The following is a 6,894-nucleotide window of genomic DNA, read 5'->3' on the forward strand; positions in this document are numbered from 1 at the left end:
CGCTAATCCATCCCCGAAGGGATTTCATCGCTCGACTTGCATGTGTTAAGCACGCCGCCAGCGTTCGTCCTGAGCCAGGATCAAACTCTCAATTTAAAAGTTTGAATGCTCATTACTGTTTTTTCTTAGCTACTATCAAGTAGCTCAAAAGAATTGCTGGTTTACTTTACTTAATAAAAGCTATTTAAGCTTTTAACCTCTGTTTAATTTTCAAGGATCATTGTCGCTCATCAGCGACTTTTATATCTTATCATTTTTACTTTGGCTTGTCAACTAGTAATTTGTTACCAACTTTACTATTTAAACTTGATAAATCAATTCATCGCTGACAGCTTTTATATAATATCACACAAATTAAATTGTTGTCAACATCTTTTTCAACTTCAATTTAACTTATTTATTTGCCGCTTCATCCAAGCGACATGTGTTATCTTATCACGATATTATATATACATCATTGAGAGCAATTATCATTATTTCAATTCAACTTAATAATACTCTATTATACTCTTATATTCTTAATATTTAATATATGGATACACTTGATTCAGTTTACTCTGTAAAATAAAAGGGTCTTTCTCAGACCCTTTTTCACGCTACATATTTAATATCCATATTGTATAACTTAATATACCTGCAAACACTACCCATAAAATATATGGTATCATTAAGTATCTTGATAATTTATCACTTTTGCTAAATTCAAAAGTTATTATTATAACGAATACTAATAACTTAATCAATTCAAAGAAAGCTGAACCATAAAGTCTGAATCTATAGATAAGCAAAACAAAAAGTTTTTATAGTGCCGAAGCTTGGAAACATACCCCGGAGTGTAAATCAACTTTCGGCCGTGGTTATCTATAAGGAATATGATAGCCCACAAGAAGGCTTATTTTTTATCTAACCAACCATCCACCATCAACAGCTAAGATATGGCCATTAACATAGTCTGATGCCCTACTTGCAAGAAATATTACAGCTCCCATTAAATCGAATGGACTGCCCCATTTTTCCGCCGGTATTCTTGATAATATTTCATTGTTTCTTTTTTCATCTTCTCTTATCGCTGCTGTATTAGCTGTTTCTATGTATCCCGGTGCTAATGCATTTATCTGTATATTGTGACAAGCTAGCTCATTTGCGAAGGCTTTTGTTATGCCTGCCACCCCATGCTTACTTGCTGTATATGGCGGCACGAACTTTCCTCCCTGAAATGCAAGCATTGATGCTACATTAATTATCTTGCCTGATTTCTGCTTTACCATTATCTTTGCAACTTCTTGACTTAGATAATACACAGCATTTAGATTTAAATCAATAACCGCTTGCCAATCCTCCTTTTTGTATTCAATCAGCGGGTTCCTCCTTATCGTTCCTGCATTATTTACCAGTATATCTACTTTGCCGTAAACTTTTATACACTTATCTACTACTTTTCTTATCTCTTCCTTTTTTGCTAAGTCAGCCTGAATGAACTCTATTTTTCTTCCTTCTGCCTCTATTAACTTTTTTGTTTCCTCCCAGTTCGTGCCGTGAGTTGATACTAGTAAATCAGCCCCTGCCTTAGCTAAAGCTACTACAAATCCTTGACCAATTCCAGTATTGCCACCTGTTACGATGGCAACTTTGCCATCTAACCTAAAAAAATCCAAAGAAAAATCTGATAATGTCATAATTATATCTCCTTAAAATATTTATTTTAAATCTTTAATTGCAATATGATCCATATCATCAAAGTCTTGATTTTCTCCACACATTCCCCATATGAATGTATAATTGCTTGTACCAACGCCTGCATGTATAGACCAACTTGGAGAAATTACTGCCTGTTCATTGGCTACTACAATATGCCTTGTTTCATTTTGCTGACCCATTAAATGAAATATTCTTTGCTCCTCTGGTAAATCAAAATAGAAATACACTTCCATTCTGCGCTCATGCGTATGACAAGGCATGCTGTTCCAGCCACTACCTTCTTTCAACATAGTTACTCCCATAGATAGCTGGCAGCTTTTACATACGTTAGGGTGTATAAATTTATATATGGTACGTTCATTCATATTTTTCCTTTCACCTAAGTCAGCCATTACTGCGTTGTTTCTGTCGATTCTAACTATTGGATAAGAGGTATGCGCCGGAACAGAGTTAATATAGAATTTTGCTGGATTACTTTTATCCATTGAAATAAATATTATTTCCTTTGTTCCTCTCCCTATATATAGCCCTTCATACTTATCTAATTCATATTTTATTCCATCTAAAACAACAATCCCTTTACTCCCTACATTAATAACGCCCATTTCTCTTCTTTGAAGGAAATATTCAGCTCTCAATTCATCTGCTACTGATAAGATAAGTTTTTCTTCTCCAGGCATTGCTCCTCCAAATATTATTCTATCTACATGACTATAAGTTAAACAAATTTCATCTCTTGAAAATATTTTCTCTTGCAAATAATTCTTCCTTAACTCTATAGTATTATATTTTTTTGAATCATTTGGATGATTAGAATATCGTATATCCATGTTTCTCCTCCCTATATTTTTTATTTATAAGCAATTAACTACTAAAAGCATAAATAGTTATACTCTTAGGTATTTCCATTTACCGTCCTTCATTCTGATTACATACATAAAGCCCCTCACGCAAAAGTCAAGAAAAATTCCAACCATGACTCCATACAGACCTATATGAAAAAACTTTACTAATACGAAGGATGCAGCAACTCTAAAAGTCCATAATGCAATTATTGAAGTAACAATAACATACCTTATGTCACCAGCGCACCTCATCACCGATGCACTAACCCTCTCTATAGCGAGTAAAGGCTCTATCAATGCAAAGCCTATGGTAACAATCACACTAGCCCTTATTACTTGATAGTCACTGCTATATAACTTTGATAAAGGAACTGCAAATGCAATTTCTAATACAGCTGCTGCAATGGCAACTATAATAGCCAATCTATTATTTTCGTAGACATATACCTCAGCCATATCATAATTACTCTTACCTAAATTTTGACCTACAGTTGTATTTGCTATAGTTGCAAGTCCAGCAAAAATGGTTTGAAAAAAGTTTATTAAAATATTTACCATTCCTACTCCAGCCATTGCCTCTTTGCCTAATCTGGATACTAATACAGTTGATACTATTCCCACCATCATGATAAGTATTTGTTCTGAAATTGTTGGCCAAGCTAGTCCCAAAATTTCTTTATCTATATCATATCTCGAATACGCTGTTTGCATTTATTTCTCTCCTCCGAAAAAGAATATATTTATTTACGTACTGAATGGGTAGATAATTCAAATTATCTACCCATTCAACATAGCCTTTACAGCGTAACACCAGTTTTGAATATAGCCAATTCTCTAAAATTATTCTTCTCATTATTAGCTAATTCTCCACTTGCAACTTTAATTATAAAGTTAACAAATTCTTCTAACAGACTTTCAAAGGATACATCTTCAACCAAGCTTCCTGCATTAAAATCAATCCAGTGAGGCTTCAATTTATATAATTGAGTATTTGTTGATACTTTTATCGTTGGAACAAAAGATCCAAAAGGCGTACCCCTTCCTGTAGTAAATAAAACCATCTGGCATCCTGCTGATGCTAATGCTGATGCTGCTACCAAGTCATTTCCTGGAGCACTTAAAAGATTTAATCCCTTTGTCTTAAGAGTTTCACCATACTTAAGCACATCTACTACTGTAGCTGTACCAGCTTTTTGTGTACAGCCTAGTGACTTATCTTCAAGTGTTGTTATACCACCTGCTTTATTTCCTGGGGAAGGATTTTCATATACTGGCTGATCATATTTCATAAAATACTCTTTAAAGTCATTGATTAGACTAACAACATTATCAAATACTTGATTGCTCTCAGCTCTATCCATTAATAAGGTTTCTGCTCCAAACATTTCAGGTACTTCTGTTAAGATTGTTGTTCCTCCCTGAGCTACCAAGAAATCTGAAAGCCTTCCTACAAGAGGATTTGCAGTTATTCCTGAGAACCCATCAGATCCTCCACACTTTAATCCTATTTTCAATTCAGATAAAGGTACATCTTCTCTCTTATCATCTTTCATATTTTCATAAAGTTCTTTTAGTAATTTAACCCCTTCTTCTATTTCATTAGAAACTTCTTGTGATACTAAGAACTTTATTCTTTTTTCATTAAATTCACCTAATGATTCTTTAAACTCGGGCATATTATTATTCTCACATCCAAGTCCTAACACTAGTACTCCACCAGCATTAGGATGGTTAACTGCATCACCTAATATTGTTCTAGTAGTTACATGGTCATCTCCTAGCTGTGAACATCCATAGTTATGCTTAAGTACTAAGGTATTATCAATAGATAATTGTCCAATTTCTTTCTTAAATCTCTCCATAATACTTTCGGCAGTACCATTTACACAACCTACCGTAGGTACTATCCAAAGCTCATTTCTTATTCCTACGTTTCCATCTTCTCTCCTATAACCTTGGAAAGTAAGATTTCTGTCCTTAAATATATTTTCTATTAACTTTTGATTAAAACTATAATCTTTTATACCATCCAAATTTGTCTTTACATTATGAGTGTGCACCCATTCACCTTCAGAAATATCCTTAATTGCATGTCCTATAGGAAATCCGTATTTAATTATATTTTCACTTGCTTTGATTTCAGCTATAGCAATTTTATGCCCTCTCTTAATATCTTCTTTTAGTGTAATTTCTTTTCCTTGTACCTCTACGATTTCATTTTTATTTAAGTCGCCTAACGCTACAACTACATTATCATTCTCATTTATCTTTATAATAGTTTTCACGGAATTACCTCCCACTTTTATTACATAACTTCTTTTAGTGCTTCTTTAATTCCTAGATTTTCAATTTTGATTAAACAGTTAGTTACTGCATCTGTTAATCCTTGAACTTCATTTAAGTTTATCTTCCAATTCTTTTCATAAGACAATATTGTAACAACTACATTTTTTAAACCTTCTTGAGTACCATCATAGCTTTCCCATGTAGCTTTATATAAATCTAGGATCTCTGCATCATCCGCAAGTTTTATTTCTTCTTCTCCTCTTTTACCCTTATAGAACTCTATTAATGCCGCAAGTGAGAATACTAACTTTTTAGGAATCTCGCCTTTTCTATTTATATACTCTAGTAAGGAAGGCAAATCTCTAGTTTCAAACTTTGACATTGAGTTTAATGCTATACTCATTAGATAGTGATTTACAAATGGATTCATAAATCTTTCAAGTACAGCACCTGCAAAGTACTTCAATTCATCTTCTGGAAGATCTAGTGTAGGAATTATTTCATCATATATAACTCCTTTTATAAACTCGCCAACAACTTCATGCTCTACCGATTGTCCTACAGTATCTAATCCGTATAGATATGACACTGGTACTAAAGCAGTATGCGCACCATTTAAAATTCTAACTTTTCTTGTTCTGTATGGAGTCATATCATCAACAAACTTTACATTAAGACCAGCCATCTCTACTGGAAACTCATCTTTTACCCATTGTGGTCCTTCAATCACCCATAGGTGGAACTGTTCTGCCACATTTACAAGGTTATCCTCATATCCTAATTCCTTAGTTATTTCATTTATTGTATCTCTTGGATATCCAGTTACTATTCTATCTACTAAACTACAGCAGAAAGTATTAGCATCATTTATCCAACTTACAAATTCTCCTTCTAGATTCCAAAGTTCAGCGAACTTAAGAATTGCATCTTTAAGCTTTTCACCATTTCTATCTATGAGCTCACAAGGAATTATTATAAACCCTTTATTTTTATCTCCATTAAAAGCTTTAAATCTATGATATAAAAATGATGTTAATTTTCCTGGAAAGCTTTTTTGTGGTTTATCTTCTAACCTGTCATTTTCATCAAAAGTAATTCCAGCCTCGGTAGTATTTGAAATTATGAATCTTAAGTCTGGATTTTCTGCAACCTTTAAGTACTCATCGTATTGTATATATGGATTTACCCCTCTACTTATACTGTTCATAACGGAATGTTCTTTAACAGCTTTTCCATCTTTTATTCCTTGTAAATAAAGCGTGTATAATCCATCTTGCTCATTTAACTTATCAACTAAACCAAATTCTATAGGTTGTACCACTACTACGCTACCATTAAAATCTGCTTCTTTATTCATTTTGTCAATTTGCCAATCAACGAAGGCTCTTAAAAAATTTCCTTCTCCAAATTGTAAAACTTTCTCTGGATATTTTTTGTATTCTTTAAATGTTTCTTTATTTAATCTCATTTCTATTCCTCCATCTCAATTGTTAACGTGTGCATAAAACGCTAAAATTTTTTAACTTATATTTTTTTATTTGCATATAATCTGACAACCTTTAGTATCTTTATTATATCATTCATTGCACACGTTAACAATATCTTTTCCACCTTATTTTTTACAAAATCTATACCATAAGATAAATATTGTGGTAACAAAGTAATGTAAAATATATATCTTTATTTTATAACTACTACACGATATTTTGTGTTTTACTATTTACCACTTGAGCTGCTTTTGCTACATCATTAGATGAAAGCGTTAATTTTTTTATAGAATTTAAGGTAATGATACTTTTATAGATACATACACCAGAAAGTAAACTTATACGCAGGTAGATGTTACCAAATCTGAAAGCACATATAAAAACTTTTTTATCATTCTTAGCGAAGTATTTTAGAAAATCTTAGAGGCTTTTATATGTTTGAGGTACGAGTTTATAAAAGTTTCTTAGATAATTCAAAATACTTAGCTTTAGAATAATAAAAAATTTATATAGTGCTTAAGTATGGAAACATATCCCTGAGTATAAGTTAAGAGTCTGGAGTGGGTGTCTATAGTGCG

6 protein-coding genes and 1 rRNA gene are annotated in these 6,894 nt (G+C 32.6%); all 7 read right to left on the reverse strand.

Annotated features, from left to right (window positions below; genetic code table 11):
• A 16S ribosomal RNA gene (locus I6U48_RS29010) occupies positions 1-96 on the reverse strand; the annotation flags it as partial.
• A 500-nt stretch (positions 97-596) separates the two neighbouring features.
• Positions 597-788, reverse strand: coding sequence for a tryptophan-rich sensory protein (locus I6U48_RS29015; RefSeq protein ID WP_218323995.1), 192 nt, complete (start codon positions 786-788; stop codon positions 597-599).
• Positions 789-899: 111 nt separating this feature from the next.
• Positions 900-1,676, reverse strand: coding sequence for a 2-dehydro-3-deoxy-D-gluconate 5-dehydrogenase KduD (gene kduD, locus I6U48_RS29020; protein WP_218323996.1), 777 nt, complete (start codon positions 1,674-1,676; stop codon positions 900-902).
• A gap of 21 nt (positions 1,677-1,697) precedes the next feature.
• On the reverse strand, positions 1,698-2,528 hold the full coding sequence (gene kduI, locus I6U48_RS29025) for a 5-dehydro-4-deoxy-D-glucuronate isomerase (RefSeq protein WP_218323997.1): 831 nt from the start codon (positions 2,526-2,528) through the stop codon (positions 1,698-1,700).
• Between the two features lie 57 nt (positions 2,529-2,585).
• Complete coding sequence (locus I6U48_RS29030; RefSeq protein ID WP_218323998.1) at positions 2,586-3,254, reverse strand: MATE family efflux transporter; 669 nt, start codon at positions 3,252-3,254, stop codon at positions 2,586-2,588.
• A gap of 86 nt (positions 3,255-3,340) precedes the next feature.
• Complete coding sequence (locus I6U48_RS29035) at positions 3,341-4,828, reverse strand: UxaA family hydrolase (RefSeq protein ID WP_218323999.1); 1,488 nt, start codon at positions 4,826-4,828, stop codon at positions 3,341-3,343.
• A gap of 20 nt (positions 4,829-4,848) precedes the next feature.
• Complete coding sequence (locus I6U48_RS29040; protein ID WP_218324000.1) at positions 4,849-6,297, reverse strand: tagaturonate reductase; 1,449 nt, start codon at positions 6,295-6,297, stop codon at positions 4,849-4,851.
• Between the last annotated feature and the right edge of the window lie 597 nt (positions 6,298-6,894).

The organism is Clostridium thailandense, assembly GCF_019207025.1.
GTDB classification, from domain to species: Bacteria; Bacillota; Clostridia; order Clostridiales; family Clostridiaceae; genus Clostridium_AM; species Clostridium_AM thailandense.

Bases quoted from the DNA above. Each gene is read 5' to 3' on its own strand.
- I6U48_RS29040 (WP_218324000.1), bottom strand. From the start codon at position 6,297: ATGAGATTAAATAAAGAAACATTTAAAGAATACAAAAAATATCCAGAG.
- kduI (WP_218323997.1), bottom strand. From the start codon at position 2,528: ATGGATATACGATATTCTAATCATCCAAATGATTCAAAAAAATATAAT.
- I6U48_RS29030 (WP_218323998.1), bottom strand. From the start codon at position 3,254: ATGCAAACAGCGTATTCGAGATATGATATAGATAAAGAAATTTTGGGA.
- kduD (WP_218323996.1), bottom strand. From the start codon at position 1,676: ATGACATTATCAGATTTTTCTTTGGATTTTTTTAGGTTAGATGGCAAA.